This is a genomic window from Pseudomonas sp. GW821-FHT10C09 (assembly GCF_059415465.1).
The window spans coordinates 46913-61952 of the sequence record NZ_JBWKNG010000007.1 but is presented as its reverse complement, the minus strand read 5'-3'; the positions used below and the strand labels follow the sequence as shown (position 1 = coordinate 61952).

General features: G+C 57.6%; 13 protein-coding genes. 12 read left to right on the top strand and 1 reads right to left on the bottom strand.

Going from position 1 to position 15040, the window contains the following annotated elements:
* The first annotated feature begins 82 nt into the window (after window positions 1-82).
* The 12 genes from sdhC (at window position 83) to AC07N8_RS08650 (ending at window position 14596) form a co-directional block, all read left to right on the top strand.
* Complete coding sequence (gene sdhC / locus AC07N8_RS08705) at window positions 83-457, top strand: succinate dehydrogenase, cytochrome b556 subunit (RefSeq protein ID WP_027922413.1); 375 nt, start codon at window positions 83-85, stop codon at window positions 455-457.
* Window positions 451-819, top strand: a complete 369-nt coding sequence (gene sdhD / locus AC07N8_RS08700) for a succinate dehydrogenase, hydrophobic membrane anchor protein (protein ID WP_027922414.1) — start codon at window positions 451-453, stop codon at window positions 817-819. Before sdhC ends, sdhD begins: the two co-directional genes overlap by 7 nt.
* 3 nt (window positions 820-822) lie before the next feature.
* Window positions 823-2598: a succinate dehydrogenase flavoprotein subunit gene (gene sdhA / locus AC07N8_RS08695; protein ID WP_007945135.1), complete on the top strand. Its 1776-nt coding sequence runs from the start codon at window positions 823-825 to the stop codon at window positions 2596-2598.
* 11 nt (window positions 2599-2609) lie between these two features.
* On the top strand, window positions 2610-3314 hold the full coding sequence (locus tag AC07N8_RS08690) for a succinate dehydrogenase iron-sulfur subunit (protein ID WP_010456852.1): 705 nt from the start codon (window positions 2610-2612) through the stop codon (window positions 3312-3314).
* Window positions 3315-3575: 261 nt separating this feature from the next.
* On the top strand, window positions 3576-6407 hold the full coding sequence (locus tag AC07N8_RS08685) for a 2-oxoglutarate dehydrogenase E1 component (RefSeq protein WP_483840811.1): 2832 nt from the start codon (window positions 3576-3578) through the stop codon (window positions 6405-6407).
* A gap of 42 nt (window positions 6408-6449) precedes the next feature.
* Window positions 6450-7670 (top strand): 2-oxoglutarate dehydrogenase complex dihydrolipoyllysine-residue succinyltransferase, encoded by a 1221-nt coding sequence (odhB, locus tag AC07N8_RS08680; RefSeq protein ID WP_033056077.1) that lies wholly within the window; start codon window positions 6450-6452, stop codon window positions 7668-7670.
* A 96-nt stretch (window positions 7671-7766) separates the two neighbouring features.
* Window positions 7767-9203, top strand: coding sequence for a dihydrolipoyl dehydrogenase (lpdA, locus tag AC07N8_RS08675; protein WP_483840812.1), 1437 nt, complete (start codon window positions 7767-7769; stop codon window positions 9201-9203).
* A 198-nt stretch (window positions 9204-9401) separates the two neighbouring features.
* A complete protein-coding gene (gene sucC / locus AC07N8_RS08670) occupies window positions 9402-10568 on the top strand; it encodes an ADP-forming succinate--CoA ligase subunit beta (protein WP_007898980.1) in 1167 nt (388 codons plus the stop codon).
* Window positions 10568-11449 (top strand): succinate--CoA ligase subunit alpha, encoded by an 882-nt coding sequence (sucD, locus tag AC07N8_RS08665; protein WP_027922418.1) that lies wholly within the window; start codon window positions 10568-10570, stop codon window positions 11447-11449. The genes sucC and sucD overlap by 1 nt, the downstream gene beginning before the upstream one ends.
* A gap of 430 nt (window positions 11450-11879) precedes the next feature.
* On the top strand, window positions 11880-13193 hold the full coding sequence (gene brnQ, locus AC07N8_RS08660; protein ID WP_493143083.1) for a branched-chain amino acid transport system II carrier protein: 1314 nt from the start codon (window positions 11880-11882) through the stop codon (window positions 13191-13193).
* A 264-nt stretch (window positions 13194-13457) separates the two neighbouring features.
* Window positions 13458-14195, top strand: coding sequence for a DUF599 domain-containing protein (locus AC07N8_RS08655; protein WP_493143081.1), 738 nt, complete (start codon window positions 13458-13460; stop codon window positions 14193-14195).
* On the top strand, window positions 14195-14596 hold the full coding sequence (locus AC07N8_RS08650; RefSeq protein WP_483840815.1) for an MAPEG family protein: 402 nt from the start codon (window positions 14195-14197) through the stop codon (window positions 14594-14596). Before AC07N8_RS08655 ends, AC07N8_RS08650 begins: the two co-directional genes overlap by 1 nt.
* 67 nt (window positions 14597-14663) lie before the next feature.
* Here the strand turns inward: AC07N8_RS08650 and AC07N8_RS08645 are convergent, their stop codons facing one another.
* Complete coding sequence (locus AC07N8_RS08645) at window positions 14664-14897, bottom strand: hypothetical protein (RefSeq protein WP_483840816.1); 234 nt, start codon at window positions 14895-14897, stop codon at window positions 14664-14666.
* Between the last annotated feature and the right edge of the window lie 143 nt (window positions 14898-15040).

Genomic DNA, 15040 nt, shown 5'->3' with positions numbered 1-15040 from the left:
CCTGGGTGGTGGGTACCTGACCAGTGCACTCCCCAACAACTTTGCCCTGATTGTTAGGGGCTCTTCAGTGTGAAAAAAAGCCGTGAATAGCCAACGACCTGTAAACCTAGACCTAAGGACCATCAAACTCCCAGTCACTGCTTACACGTCCATTCTTCACCGAATCTCCGGTGTCATCCTCTTTGTCAGCCTGGCCATCATGCTTTATGCATTGGACAAGTCGCTGAGCTCCGAGGAAGGCTTCGGTCAGGTGAAAGCGTGTCTGACCAGTCCGCTAGCCAAGCTAGTGATTTGGGGAATCCTGTCCGCCTTGCTGTATCACCTGGTAGCCGGTGTGCGCCATTTGATCATGGACATGGGCATCGGCGAGTCGCTTGAAGGCGGCAAACTGGGCTCGAAAATCGTTATCGCCGTTTCCGTGGTGGTAATCGTTCTGGCAGGAGTTTGGATATGGTAACTAACGTCACGAACCTGTCGCGTTCGGGCCTCTATGACTGGATGGCACAACGTGTGTCTGCGGTCGTTCTCGCGGCTTATTTCATTTTCCTGATCGGATACGTCGTTGCCCATCCTGGCATCGGCTACGCCCAATGGCATGAACTGTTCGCAAGCAACTGGATGCGTATTTTCAGTCTCCTGGCTCTCGTTGCCCTCGGCGCTCACGCCTGGGTCGGCATGTGGACCATCGCGACCGACTACCTGACGCCAATGGCGTTCGGCAAGTCCGCGACTGCAATACGTTTCCTCTTCCAGGCAGTATGCGGCGTCGCGATGTTCGCGTACTTCGTCTGGGGTGTGCAGATTCTTTGGGGTATCTGATTCATGTCTACTACAGTTAATACGCTTTCGTTCGACGCCATCATCATTGGCGGCGGCGGTGCTGGCATGCGCGCTGCGCTGCAGCTGGCACAAGGTGGTCACAAGACTGCCGTAGTTACCAAGGTTTTCCCGACTCGTTCGCACACTGTATCCGCCCAGGGTGGCATCACCTGCGCCATCGCCTCGGCAGATCCGAACGATGACTGGCGCTGGCACATGTACGATACCGTCAAGGGTTCCGACTACATCGGTGACCAGGACGCTATCGAATACATGTGTTCCGTAGGCCCGGAAGCGGTCTTCGAGCTCGAGCACATGGGCTTGCCGTTCTCCCGTACCGAACAGGGCCGCATCTACCAGCGTCCGTTCGGCGGTCAGTCGAAAGACTTCGGTAAAGGTGGCCAGGCTGCCCGTACGTGCGCTGCTGCCGACCGTACCGGTCACGCGCTGCTGCACACCCTGTACCAGGCCAACCTGAAGGCCGGCACCGTATTCCTCAACGAATACTACGGCGTCGACCTGGTGAAGAACGAAGACGGCGCCTTTGTCGGCATGATCGTCATCTGCATCGAAACCGGCGAAACCTCCTACGTCCGCGCTAACGCCACCGTTCTGGCGACTGGCGGTGCAGGTCGTATCTACTCGTCCACCACCAATGCCCTGATCAACACCGGTGACGGCGTCGGCATGGCTCTGCGTGCTGGCGTGCCGGTACAAGACATCGAAATGTGGCAGTTCCACCCAACCGGCATCGCCGGCGCCGGTGTACTGGTTACTGAAGGCTGCCGCGGTGAAGGCGGTTACCTGATCAACAAGCACGGCGAGCGTTTCATGGAGCGTTATGCTCCGAACGCCAAAGACCTTGCTGGTCGTGACGTAGTTGCCCGTTCGATGGTTAAGGAAATCATCGCCGGCAACGGTTGCGGTCCGGATGGCGACCACGTAATGCTGAAACTCGATCACCTCGGTGAAGAAGTTCTGCACAGCCGTCTGCCAGGCATCATGGAACTGTCCAAGACCTTCGCTCACGTCGATCCAGCCGTGGCGCCGATTCCGGTCGTTCCAACCTGCCACTATATGATGGGCGGCGTTGCCACCAACATTCATGGCCAGGCAATCACCCAGGACGCCGAAGGCGTAGACCAGATCATTCCTGGCCTGTTCGCTGTAGGCGAAGTGGCGTGCGTATCGGTTCACGGTGCCAACCGTCTGGGCGGCAACTCGCTGCTCGACCTGGTGGTATTCGGTCGCGCCGCCGGCCTGTTCCTGGAACAGACCCTGAAAGAAGGCGTCGACTACGCTCGCCCTCGCCAGTCCGACATCGACGCAGCCCTGGCTCGTCTCGATGGCCTGAACTCGCGTACCGAAGGTGAAGACGTCGCTACCCTGCGTAAAGAACTGCAAAGCTGCATGCAGAACTACTTCGGTGTGTTCCGTACCGGCGAATACATGCAGAAGGGTATCGCCCAGCTCGCTGACCTGCGTGGCCGTATCGCCAACGTCAAGATCAACGACAAGAGCCAGGCGTTCAACACCGCTCGTATCGAAGCGCTGGAACTGCAGAACCTGCTGGAAGTGGCCGAAGCCACTGCCATCGCTGCAGAGATCCGCAAAGAGTCCCGCGGCGCTCACGCCCGTGAAGACTACGAAGACCGCGACGACGAAAACTGGCTGTGCCACACCCTGTACTTCCCGGGTGACAAGCGCGTAACCAAGCGTGCTGTGAACTTCTCGCCGAAGACTGTTCCGACTTTTGAACCTAAGATTCGGACTTATTAAGGGTGGCCGCCATGTTGCAAGTCAGTGTTTATCGCTACAACCCTGATCAGGACGCCGCGCCGTTCATGCAGGAATTCCAGGTCGATACCGGTGGTAAAGACCTGATGGTGCTGGACGTACTGGCCCTGATCAAAGAGCAGGACGAAGGATTCTCCTATCGTCGCTCTTGCCGTGAAGGTGTTTGCGGTTCCGACGGCATGAACATCAACGGCAAAAACGGTCTGGCCTGCGTCACGCCGCTGTCTTCTGTCGTAAAAGGTAACAAGCTGATCGTTCGTCCGCTGCCAGGTTTGCCGGTTATCCGTGACCTGGTCGTCGATATGAGCATCTTCTACAAGCAATACGAGAAGGTTAAGCCATACCTGCAGAACGACACGCCGGCTCCGGCCATCGAGCGTCTGCAGACCCCTGAAGAGCGTGAAAAGCTTGACGGTCTGTACGAGTGCATCCTGTGCGCTTGCTGCTCGACTTCTTGCCCGTCCTTCTGGTGGAACCCGGACAAGTTCCTGGGTCCAGCTGCTCTGCTGCAAGCGTATCGCTTCCTGGCAGACAGCCGCGACACCAAGACTGCCGAGCGTCTGGCTTCGCTGGATGACCCGTTCAGCGTATTCCGCTGCCGCGGGATCATGAACTGCGTCAACGTCTGTCCGAAAGGCCTGAACCCGACTAAGGCCATCGGTCACGTACGTAACATGCTGCTGCAAAGCGGCGTGTGATTCAGCTGCTGTAACTGCAAGACCGTTGTACCGAAGATGCTACGGCGCAGGCTTCAACCGGCGCCGTAGTCTTAACCTGAGCAGCAGCCCATAAAGCTGCGGCTCTTATTTTGAAGAAATGAGACAAGCAGGGGCATCCGGGCTGGTACCCGGACTATCAGCGTGATCCTAAGTGGCTTGTTTTGGTCGCTGCATTCGGACTTCTGCAAGTTTGCTCGGTGTCGACGCCGGTGGTGTTCCCCTAACCGAGGGTGACCAAGCATGCAAGAAAGCGTGATGCAGCGCATGTGGAACAGCGCCTACCTATCCGGTAGTAACGCTGCCTATGTGGAAGAGCTCTACGAGCTCTACCTGCACGACCCTAACGCTGTGCCAGAAGAGTGGCGCACCTACTTTCAGAAGTTGCCGGCTGACGGCAACACTGCCACCGATGTTTCGCACTCCACAATTCGCGATCATTTCGTCTTGCTGGCAAAGAACCAGCGCCGCGCACAACCGGTTTCCGCCGGCAGCGTGAGCAGTGAGCACGAGAAGAAGCAAGTTGAAGTACTGCGATTGATCCAGGCCTACCGTATGCGTGGCCACCAGGCAGCCCAGCTTGATCCGCTGGGGCTGTGGCAGCGTCCTGCACCTGCAGACCTGTCAATCAATCATTACGGCTTGACCAATGCCGATCTTGATACGACCTACCGTGCCGGCGACCTGTTCATCGGCAAAGAGGAGGCGAGCCTACGCGAAATTCACGAAGCGTTGCAGCAGACATATTGCCGCACCATCGGCGCTGAATTTACGCATATCACCGATTCCGAGCAGCGCCAGTGGTTCCAGCAGCGTCTGGAAAGCGTACGCGGCCGTCCGACTTACTCCGCCGACATCAAGAGCCACCTGCTCGAGCGCGTCACCGCCGGCGAAGGTCTGGAAAAATACCTGGGCACCAAATACCCGGGTACCAAGCGTTTCGGTCTGGAAGGCGGCGAGAGCCTGATTCCGATGCTCGACGAGCTGATCCAGCGTTCCGGTTCCTACGGCACCAAGGAAATCGTCATCGGCATGGCCCACCGTGGTCGTCTGAACGTATTGGTCAACACCTTCGGCAAGAACCCGCGCGAGCTGTTCGACGAGTTCGAAGGCAAGAAGAAGGTCGAGCTGGGTTCCGGTGACGTTAAATACCACCAGGGCTTCTCGTCCAACGTGATGACCGCCGGCGGTGAAGTTCACTTGGCCATGGCGTTCAACCCGTCCCACCTGGAAATCGTTTCCCCGGTGGTCGAAGGTTCGGTTCGCGCCCGTCAGGATCGTCGTAACGACCCTACCGGTGAGAAGGTTCTGCCGATCTCCATCCACGGTGACGCTGCATTCGCAGGTCAGGGCGTGGTCATGGAAACCTTCCAGATGTCGCAGACCCGCGGTTTCAAGACCGGCGGTACTGTTCACATCGTGATCAACAACCAGGTCGGTTTCACCATCAGCAACCCGCTGGACTCGCGCTCCACCGAGTACGCGACCGACGTTGCGAAAATGATCCAGGCGCCGATCCTCCATGTGAATGGTGATGATCCGGAAGCCGTATTGTTCGTGACCCAGCTGGCCATCGACTACCGCATGCAGTTCAAGCGTGACGTGGTAATCGACCTGGTCTGCTACCGTCGTCGTGGCCACAACGAGGCCGACGAGCCAAGCGGCACCCAGCCGATCATGTATCAGCAGATCACCAAGCAGCGCACCACCCGTGAGCTGTATGCCGATCGTCTGACTCAGGGCGGCGTGCTGGACGCAGAGCGTGTTCAGGCGAAAGTCGATGAATACCGCAATGCGCTGGACAACGGTCTGCATGTTGTAAAAAGCCTGGTCAAAGAGCCGAACAAAGAGTTGTTCGTGGACTGGCGTCCGTATCTGGGCCACGCCTGGACCGCACGTCACGACACTCGCTTCGATCTGAAAACCTTGCAGGAACTGTCCGCCAAGCTGCTGGAAATTCCGGAAGGCTTCGTGGTTCAGCGCCAGGTCGCGAAAATCTACGAAGACCGTCAGAAAATGCAAGCCGGCGGCCTGCCGATCAACTGGGGTTACGCCGAAACCATGGCGTACGCGACCCTGGCGTTCGAAGGTCACCCGATTCGCATGACGGGTCAGGACATCGGTCGCGGTACGTTCTCGCACCGTCACGCTGTCTTGCACAACCAGAAAGACGCGGGTACCTACGTCCCGCTGCAAAACCTGTACAAGGGCCAGCCACGTTTCGACCTGTACGATTCGTTCCTGTCCGAAGAAGCCGTGCTGGCGTTCGAATACGGTTACTCGACCACCACGCCTGAGGCGCTGGTGATCTGGGAAGCCCAGTTCGGCGACTTCGCCAACGGTGCCCAGGTGGTTATCGACCAGTTCATCACCAGTGGCGAGCACAAGTGGGGCCGTCTCTGCGGTCTGACCATGCTGCTGCCGCACGGTTATGAAGGTCAGGGTCCGGAGCACTCGTCGGCGCGTCTGGAGCGTTACCTGCAACTGTGCGCCGAGCACAACATTCAGGTAGCCGTACCGACCACGCCGGCTCAGATCTACCACTTGCTGCGTCGTCAGGTGATTCGCCCGCTGCGCAAGCCATTGATCGTTCTGACTCCGAAGTCGCTGCTGCGTCACAAACTGGCTATTTCGACCCTGGAAGATCTGGCCGAAGGTTCGTTCCAGACCGTGATCCCGGAAATCGATGCCCAAGACCCGTCCAAGGTCGAGCGCATTGTTCTGTGTAGCGGCAAGGTCTACTACGACCTGCTGGAAAAACGCCGTGCCGAAGGTCGTGACGACATCGCCGTCGTGCGTATCGAGCAGTTGTACCCATTCCCTGAGGACGACTTGAAAGAAGTCCTGGCTCCTTACACCAACGCCAAACATGCCGTCTGGTGTCAGGAAGAGCCGATGAACCAGGGTGCCTGGTACTGCAGCCAACACCACTTGCGTCGTAGCATCAGCAATCTCAACAAGTCTCTCGTACTCGAGTACGCGGGTCGTGAGGCTTCTGCTGCACCTGCTTGTGGTTATGCGTCGATGCACGCTGAGCAGCAGGAAAAACTGCTGCAAGACGCCTTTACTGTTTAACGCCTTCGCGCACCTGAAACCGAATTTAAGGACCCACAGATAATGGCTATCGAAATCAAAGCCCCCACCTTCCCGGAATCGGTTGCCGATGGCACCGTTGCCACTTGGCACAAGCAACCGGGCGACGCTGTAAAGCGTGACGACCTGATCGTCGACATCGAAACCGACAAGGTTGTGCTGGAAGTGTTGGCGACTGCTGACGGCGTACTGGGCGCTATCGTCAAGAACGAAGGCGACACCGTTCTGTCCGACGAAGTCCTGGGCTCCATCGAAGCGGGCGGCGCTGCTGCTGCCCCGGCTGCCGCTGCTGCTCCGGCCGCTGCACAAGCTGCTGCTCCAGCCGCTGAAGGCGAAGACGATCCTGTTGCTGCACCGGCTGCTCGCAAGCTGGCTGAAGAAAACGGCATCAACATCGCTTCCGTTGCCGGTACCGGCAAAGGCGGTCGTGTGACCAAGGAAGACGTGGTTGCAGCGGTTGCTGCCAAGAAAGCCGCTCCGGCTGCCGCGCCTGCCAAGGCTGCTGCTCCTGCTGCCGCTGCTCCTGTGTTCGCCGCTGGCGACCGCATCGAGAAGCGCGTTCCGATGACCCGCGTTCGCGCTACCGTGGCCAAGCGTCTGGTAGAAGCTCAGTCGAACATGGCGATGCTGACCACTTTCAACGAAGTCGACATGACCGAAGTCATGGCCCTGCGTTCGAAGTACAAGGACCTGTTCGAGAAGTCCCACAACGGCGTACGCCTGGGCTTCATGTCGTTCTTCGTGAAAGCGGCCACCGAAGCGCTGAAACGCTTCCCGGCTGTCAACGCCTCGATCGACGGTGCTGACATCGTTTACCACGGCTACGCCGACGTTGGTGTTGCTGTTTCCAGCGACCGTGGCCTGGTGGTACCGGTTCTGCGTAACGCCGAACTGATGAGCCTGGCTGAAATCGAAGGCGGCATCGCTACCTTCGGCAAGAAAGCCCGTGACGGCAAACTGTCGATGGACGAAATGACCGGCGGCACGTTCACCATCACCAACGGTGGTACCTTCGGTTCGATGATGTCGACCCCGATCGTCAACCCGCCGCAAGCGGCTATCCTGGGCATGCACAACATTCTGCAGCGCCCGATGGCGATCAACGGTCAGGTCGTTATCCGTCCGATGATGTACCTGGCTCTGTCCTACGATCACCGTCTGATCGATGGCAAAGAAGCTGTGACCTTCCTGGTTACCATCAAGAACCTGCTGGAAGATCCGGCTCGTTTGTTGCTGGATATCTGATAGAAGCGGCCGCAGGTTTCAAGCTCCAGTCTGCACGAAAGGGCAGTCTGGCTTGAGGCTTGCGGCTTCAAGCTTGCAAAAAAGAGGATTTTTTGAATGTCGCAGAAATTTGACGTAGTAGTGATCGGCGCGGGCCCTGGCGGCTACGTAGCTGCCATCAAAGCAGCTCAGCTGGGTCTCACCACCGCCTGCATCGAGAAGTACACCGACAAAGAGGGCAAACTGGCCCTCGGCGGTACTTGCCTGAACGTCGGCTGCATTCCATCCAAGGCGCTGCTGGACAGCTCCTGGAAATACAAGGAAGCCAAAGAAGGCTTCGCGATCCACGGTATCAATCACGCTGGCGTGACCATGGACGTGGCGGCCATGGTTGGCCGTAAAGCCAACATCGTCAAAGGCCTGACCTCGGGTGTTGCCACCCTGTTCAAAGCCAACGGTGTGACCTCCATCGAGGGTCACGGCAAGCTGCTGGCCGGCAAGAAAGTCGAAGTTACCAAGCCTGACGGTTCGGTAGAAATCATTGAAGCCGAGAACGTGATCCTGGCTCCAGGCTCGCGTCCGATCGACATTCCGCCAGCTCCGGTTGACCAGAATGTGATCGTCGATTCGACTGGCGCGCTGGAATTCCAGTCCGTGCCTAAGCGTCTGGGCGTGATCGGCGCTGGCGTTATCGGTCTGGAACTGGGTTCGGTCTGGTCCCGCCTGGGCGCAGAAGTGACCGTTCTCGAAGCGCTGGACACCTTCCTGATGGCCGCTGACGCTGCCGTTTCCAAGGAAGCGCTGAAAACCCTGACCAAACAGGGTCTGGACATCAAGCTGGGCGCTCGTGTGACCGGTTCCAAAGTGAACGGCGACGAAGTTGTCGTGAACTACACCGATGCCAACGGCGAACAGACCATCACTTTCGACAAGCTGATCGTAGCCGTTGGTCGCCGTCCGGTGACCACTGATCTGCTGTCCGCTGATTGCGGCGTGACCCTGGACGAGCGCGGTTTCGTGCACGTTGATGATCACTGCGCCACCACCGTACCGGGCGTCTACGCCATTGGTGACGTGGTTCGCGGCATGATGCTGGCACACAAGGCCTCGGAAGAGGGCATCATGGTCGTCGAGCGCATCAAGGGCCACAAAGCCCAGATGAACTATGATTTGATCCCTTCGGTTATTTATACTCACCCGGAAATCGCGTGGGTGGGTAAAACCGAGCAGGCCTTGAAGGCTGAAGGCGTTGAAGTTAACGTTGGCACCTTCCCGTTCGCAGCCAGTGGCCGTGCCATGGCAGCCAACGACACCGGCGGTTTCGTCAAAGTCATCGCCGATGCCAAGACTGACCGCGTATTGGGCGTCCACGTGATTGGCCCGAGCGCTGCAGAACTGGTTCAGCAGGGCGCGATCGGCATGGAATTCGGCACCAGCGCTGAAGACCTGGGCATGATGGTTTTCTCCCATCCGACCCTGTCTGAAGCCTTGCACGAAGCTGCTCTGGCAGTGAATGGCGGCGCCATTCACATCGCCAACCGCAAGAAGCGTTAAGAGACAATAAGAAACCACGGCGGTATGGCCCGTCGTGAGCCTTGCATGCAAGACTCACCGCGGAATATCCGCTGGACGCAGTCTTGCGTAGTTGCACCGGTTGTCCGGAAAGGCTACGCAAGCAGCAGTCACAGGTGGTGCGGCACTTGAACAAGTGCAGCACCGAATGCGCAGTACCTAACGAAGACGGTAATAAGCATGAATCTTCACGAGTATCAGGGTAAGCAGCTGTTCGCTGAATACGGCCTGCCAGTTTCCACCGGTTACGCAGTAGACACCCCGGAAGCAGCAGCAGAAGCTTGCGACAAAATCGGCGGCACCGAGTGGGTTGTCAAAGCCCAGGTCCACGCTGGTGGTCGCGGTAAAGCGGGCGGCGTCAAGCTGGTTCGCAGCAAAGAAGACGCTAAGGCATTCGCACAGCAGTGGCTGGGCAAGCGTCTGGTGACTTACCAGACTGACGCCAATGGTCAGCCAGTCACCAAGATCCTGGTTGAATCGTGCACTGATATCGCTAAAGAGCTGTACCTGGGCGCTGTCGTTGACCGTTCGAGCCGTCGTATCGTGTTCATGGCTTCCACCGAAGGTGGCGTGGACATCGAGAAAATCGCTCACGACACTCCAGAAAAAATTCTGAAGGCCACTATCGATCCACTGGTTGGCGCTCAGCCATTCCAGGGTCGCGAGCTGGCATTCCAGTTGGGTCTGGAAGGCAAGCAAGTTGCTCAGTTCGCCAAGATCTTCGTAGGTCTGGCCAAGCTGTTCAAGGATCACGACCTGGCTCTGCTGGAAGTGAACCCGCTGGTGATCAAGGCTGACGGCGATCTGCATTGCCTCGACGCCAAGATCAACATCGACGCCAACGCCATGTACCGTCAGCCTAAGCTGAAGACTTTCCACGATCCGTCGCAAGACGATCCGCGCGAAGCGCACGCTGCCAAGTTCGAACTGAACTACGTAGCACTGGAAGGCAACATCGGTTGCATGGTCAACGGTGCTGGCCTGGCCATGGGTACCATGGACATCGTCAACCTGCATGGCGGCAAACCAGCCAACTTCCTCGACGTGGGCGGCGGTGCTACCAAAGAACGCGTTACCGAAGCGTTCAAGATCATTCTGTCCGACACTAACGTCGCAGCAGTATTGGTCAACATCTTCGGCGGCATCGTTCGTTGCGACATGATTGCCGAAGGCATCATCGGCGCAGTGAAAGAAGTCGGCGTGAAAATCCCGGTTGTTGTTCGCCTTGAAGGCAACAACGCTGAGCTGGGCGCTAAAGTACTGGCAGAAAGCGGTTTGAACATCATCGCTGCTACCAGCCTGACCGACGCTGCTCAACAAGTCGTTAAAGCTGCGGAGGGCAAATAATGAGCGTCCTGATCAATAAAGACACCAAAGTTATCTGCCAGGGTATTACCGGTTCGCAAGGTAGTTTCCACACCCAGCAAGCTCTGGAATACGGCACCAAGATGGTTGGCGGCGTAACTCCGGGCAAAGGCGGCACCGAGCACCTGGGTCTGCCAGTGTTCAACACCGTGAAAGACGCTGTAGCTGCCACTGGCGCCACCGCCAGCGTGATCTACGTTCCAGCTCCTTTCTGCAAGGACTCCATCCTGGAAGCAGCATTCGGCGGCATCAAGCTGATCGTTTGCATCACCGAAGGCATTCCTACCCTGGACATGCTGGACGCTAAAGTTAAGTGCGACGAGCTGGGCGTAGTCCTGATCGGCCCTAACTGCCCAGGCGTGATCACTCCAGGCGAATGCAAGATCGGCATCATGCCAGGTCACATTCACTTGCCAGGCAAGGTCGGTATCGTTTCCCGTTCCGGCACCCTGACCTACGAAGCTGTGAAGCAGACTACTGACGCCGGTTTCGGTCAGTCGACTTGCGTCGGCATCGGCGGTGACCCGATCCCGGGTTCGAACTTCATCGACATCCTGAAGCTGTTCCAGGAAGACCCGAAGACCGAAGCGATCGTCATGATCGGTGAGATCGGCGGTTCGGCTGAAGAAGAAGCGGCTGCCTACATCAAGGCACACGTGACCAAGCCGGTTGTTTCCTACATCGCTGGTGTGACTGCCCCTGCGGGCAAGCGCATGGGCCATGCTGGCGCAATCATCTCTGGCGGCAAGGGCACTGCAGACGAGAAGTTTGCTGCCCTGGAAGACGCAGGCGTTAAAACCGTGCGTTCGCTGGCAGACATCGGCAAGGCTTTGTCCGAGCTGACCGGTTGGGCGATGAAGTAAGCCTCGCGCTTAATTCACGCTTCACCAAACAAAGGCCACCTTCGGGTGGCCTTTGTCGTTTCTGGCATGTGTGTTGTTAGCGCCGGCCCCTTCACGAGCAGGCTCGCTCCCACATTTGATCTCGGGTGTTCACAAATGGTGTGTTCATTGAAGATCTCCTGTGGGAGCGAGCCTGCTCGCGAAGGCGGACTTACAGGCGACAACCATTAACATGCAAAAACGCGACACAGAAACGTCGCGTATCGGATAGTTCGCCCTCTAACAGTGCGTTTCCAGGCCAAATTCGTTAGGCTAGCCGCCATTTTTGCGTCCGCGACCCACAAGGTTGCTACGCGCTAAAGGGTTGGTCCTATACGGACCGACAGCATTTCCCTCACCCCACAGGGAAATCCCTCTCTAAATTCCGATTCAGTAGTGTGGTATTTCCTTAATGAAAGTGTTGAAAGGCCAGGACATCCTGGCACTTGGTTTTATGACGTTTGCCCTGTTTGTCGGGGCTGGCAACATCATCTTCCCGCCTATCGTCGGTTTGCAGTCCGGGCCTAATGTCTGGATGGCGGCGCTGGGCTTTTTGATCACAGCAGTCGGTTTGCCGGTGATAACGGTTGTCGCGCTGGCGAAAGTCGGTGGTGCGATGGATGCCCTGAGCAGCCCGATCGGCAAAATCGCCGGTGGTTTGCTGGCTGCCGCGTGCTACCTCGCCGTCGGCCCGCTGTTCGCCACACCGCGCACCGCGACCGTGTCGTTCGAAGTAGGCCTGGCGCCGCTGACCGGCGAGAGCCCGCTGGCACTGTTCCTCTACAGTTCGGTGTACTTCCTGCTGGTATTCTTCATCTCGCTGTATCCCGGCCGTTTGCTGGATACCGTAGGACGTTTCCTCGCACCGATGAAGATCATCGCCCTGGCAGCACTCGGCATTGCCGCGTTCGCGTTGCCGGCCGGTGATATTGGCCAGGCCACGCCTGAATATGTAGCGGCACCATTCTCCCAAGGCTTCATCAATGGTTACCTGACCATGGATACCTTGGGCGCCTTGGTGTTCGGCATCGTCATCGTCAACGCGATCCGCTCCCGAGGTGTTGAATCGCCGGTGTTGATCACTCGTTACGCGATCATTGCCGGGCTGATTGCCGGCGTCGGTCTGGCACTGGTTTACATCAGCCTGTTCCGCCTCGGTTCGGGCAGCCATGAAGTGGCCGCCGGTGCAACCAACGGCGCTGCGGTCTTGCACGCCTACGTTCAACACACCTTCGGTTCGTTGGGCAGCGGTTTCCTTGCGGTGCTGATCTCGCTGGCTTGCCTGGTGACTGCGGTAGGTCTGACCTGTGCCTGCGCCGAGTACTTCAGCCGTGTGCTGCCACTGTCCTACAAGACCTTGGTGATCATCCTGGCGGTGTTCTCCTTGTTTGTGTCCAACCTGGGCCTGACCAAGCTGATTGCGTTCTCGATCCCGGTACTGACCGCGATTTACCCGCCGTGCATCGCCTTGGTAGCGCTGAGCTTCTGCAAGGACTTCTGGCATGAGCAGGGCCGCATCGTTGGTCCGGTGATGCTGGTGTCGTTCATCTTCGGCCTGATCGACGCGCTCAAGGGCGCAGGTCTGGCGGACTGGATGCCGACTCAGTTGTCGCACCTGCCGCTGAGCGAGCAAGGCCTGGCGTGGCTGGTGCCGTGCGTCATGACCCTGGTGGTCGCAGTGGTTTGCGATCGCCTGCTGGGCAAGCGCGAAGAAGCGCTGGCTTGAGTCGCTGAACGGCCCGCCACAAGCGGGCCATCAAGCAGAAACAGAAATGCCCCGTATCAATCGATACGGGGCATTTTTTTTGGAGTCAGTGCAGTGTCTTTTTCCTTGAGCTAACGTCGAAGCACTGCAAAGACCTTATGTGGGAGCGAGCCTGCTCGCGAAAGCGGAGTGTCAAACAACACAATGTTGATTGATAAATTGCTTTCGCGAGCAGGCTCGCTCCCACAGGTCTCGGTGCTTCTTAAACACATCACAAGGACCTGCATGTCGTTCATCCACGCCAACATCATCCATATCCTCGCCGCGCTCTGGTTTGTCATCTGCTGGGGCGGTTACACCCGGTACGCCTCGTGGAAGGGCCGCGACACCGCGTGCCTGGCCAGTGTGTTGCATCTGTACCGCGAAGACTGGATGCGCCGCATGCTACTGCGCGACAACCGCATCGCCGACGCCAGCGTGATCGGCAACCTGGAGCGCAACGCCTCGTTCTTCGCCTCCAGCACCTTGATTATCCTGGCCGGCATTCTCACTGTGCTCGGTGCGTCCGAAAGGGCGGTGTCGTTGCTGGCGGATATTCCGATGGTGCAACAGGCGTCCCAGGGCATGTCCGAGATCAAGTTGCTGTGCCTGGCGCTGGTGTTTGTCTACGCGTTCTTCACGTTCAGCTGGTGCATGCGCCAGTACAACTTCGCGGCGATTCTGGTGGGCTCGGCGCCGATGGTGGGTGAGCGCCACGTCTCCGAACAGGAACGCAAAGCCTTTGCCGCTCGTGCGGCTCGGGTCATCTCGATGGCGGCCAACCAGTTCAACTTCGGCCTGCGGTCCTATTATTTCGGCATGACCATGCTGGCCTGGTTCGTCAGCCCATGGCTGTTCATGCTGATGAGTGCCGGCGTAGTGCTGGTGTTGTATCGCCGGGAGTTTCATTCCGACGTTCTCGACGTGATGGTCTATACCCCTACAGAGGCACCCTTGCCCGAGGCGAACAGAGAGGTCGCTTGATGAGTATTCCGTTCTGGTGTGTGTTTATCAGCGCATTACTGATTTACGTGGCCCGCATGCCGGTGGCCAAGGCGATGAAAGAGCAGGGCGGTTACAACAATCACGCCCCACGGGAGCAACAGGCGCACCTCACGGGCTTCGGCGCCCGTGCCGTGGCCGCGCACCAGAACTGTTTCGAAGCCTTTATATTGTTTGCGGTGGGGGTGTTGATGGCGCACACCACGCAAACGGCGGGATGGCTGATCGACCTGCTGGCGATCATCTTTGTGATCACACGTGTTATTTACCTGCTGTGTTACTGGGGCGATTTGCCCTGGCAGCGCAGTCTCGTGTGGTTTATCGGTTTCGTGTGTTCATTGTTACTGATGATTAGTCCGACTTTTAGAACCGTTTTGCTCTAGCGGGGCAAATCGCAGGCAAAAGAAAACCCGCACTAGGCGGGTTTTCTTTATCACGCTAAAAACTGATTTAGTTCTTAGGTGCTTCTTTTGCGGCGGCTTCGTTCGATTCAGTCTGAGCTTTGGCAGCTTCGGCGTTTTCTTTCGCAGCGTCGTTCACTTTATCCTGAGCTTTGTTCATGTCTTGCTGAGCTTGCTCAGCATGTTTAGTAGCATCTTGAGCTTTGTCCTCGGATTTTTTATCGCAAGCAGCGAGACCGAGGGAAGCGGTCAACATCAAGGCAATAGCTAAAGTCTTACGCATGGGGTGTTTCTCCTTATGGAAATAACTACTGGCCTTTCGAGCACAGCCCACAGCGTTAAGTTCCTCAATTCGTTCAGATATATAAGTTTGTGATGCAATGGAACTTTTGCTCCGTGGCGAGCTACTTTGATCGAGCACTAAGA

Bases quoted from the DNA above. Each gene is read 5' to 3' on its own strand.
- AC07N8_RS08690 (WP_010456852.1), top strand. From the start codon at position 2,610: ATGTTGCAAGTCAGTGTTTATCGCTACAACCCTGATCAGGACGCCGCG.
- sdhD (WP_027922414.1), top strand. From the start codon at position 451: ATGGTAACTAACGTCACGAACCTGTCGCGTTCGGGCCTCTATGACTGG.
- AC07N8_RS08645 (WP_483840816.1), bottom strand. From the start codon at position 14,897: ATGCGTAAGACTTTAGCTATTGCCTTGATGTTGACCGCTTCCCTCGGT.
- odhB (WP_033056077.1), top strand. From the start codon at position 6,450: ATGGCTATCGAAATCAAAGCCCCCACCTTCCCGGAATCGGTTGCCGAT.
- AC07N8_RS08655 (WP_493143081.1), top strand. From the start codon at position 13,458: ATGTCGTTCATCCACGCCAACATCATCCATATCCTCGCCGCGCTCTGG.
- brnQ (WP_493143083.1), top strand. From the start codon at position 11,880: ATGAAAGTGTTGAAAGGCCAGGACATCCTGGCACTTGGTTTTATGACG.
- AC07N8_RS08685 (WP_483840811.1), top strand. From the start codon at position 3,576: ATGCAAGAAAGCGTGATGCAGCGCATGTGGAACAGCGCCTACCTATCC.
- sucD (WP_027922418.1), top strand. From the start codon at position 10,568: ATGAGCGTCCTGATCAATAAAGACACCAAAGTTATCTGCCAGGGTATT.
- sucC (WP_007898980.1), top strand. From the start codon at position 9,402: ATGAATCTTCACGAGTATCAGGGTAAGCAGCTGTTCGCTGAATACGGC.
- AC07N8_RS08650 (WP_483840815.1), top strand. From the start codon at position 14,195: ATGAGTATTCCGTTCTGGTGTGTGTTTATCAGCGCATTACTGATTTAC.
- lpdA (WP_483840812.1), top strand. From the start codon at position 7,767: ATGTCGCAGAAATTTGACGTAGTAGTGATCGGCGCGGGCCCTGGCGGC.
- sdhA (WP_007945135.1), top strand. From the start codon at position 823: ATGTCTACTACAGTTAATACGCTTTCGTTCGACGCCATCATCATTGGC.